Origin of the sequence: Desertibacillus haloalkaliphilus (assembly GCF_019039105.1) — a bacterium.
In the GTDB taxonomy this organism is placed as follows: Bacteria; Bacillota; Bacilli; order Bacillales; family KJ1-10-99; genus Desertibacillus; species Desertibacillus haloalkaliphilus.
Window position 1 is genome coordinate 1 of the sequence record NZ_JAHPIV010000332.1, and the last position, 379, is coordinate 379.

General features: G+C 37.7%; 1 protein-coding gene. It reads right to left on the minus strand.

Features of this window, described 5'->3' with window-relative positions:
* Window positions 1-336 (minus strand): MerR family transcriptional regulator (locus KH400_RS22195; RefSeq protein ID WP_217228335.1); only part of this gene is annotated, 336 nt, incomplete at its 3' end.
* Between the last annotated feature and the right edge of the window lie 43 nt (window positions 337-379).

Below are 379 nucleotides of genomic sequence, written 5' to 3' on the forward strand. Positions count from 1 at the left end.
GCATTTATGTTCGATAAGTTCCATTGTTTTTTTTAATTCTTCCATCTGTGCTTCGACAATGGCTTTTCGCCCCAAAAACATGTCATGTCTTTTTTGCAACGTGGAATCCCCATCCGAACACCAATCAATGAAACTTTTAATCTCCTTAATAGGCATCCCGGTAGATTTTAGACATTCAATTACTTTTAAAGCGCCGATATCGGATTCTTTAAACAATCGTGCCCCACTAGATGTTCGTTCTACAAAGGGCATAAGTCCCTCCTTGTCGTAGTAACGCAAGGTGTATACTGTTAGATTTAATTCTTTGGCAACTTCGCTAATAGAATATGTCTTCATCTATTTCCTCCCGATTATTAATGATATAGACCTCGAGTTAACT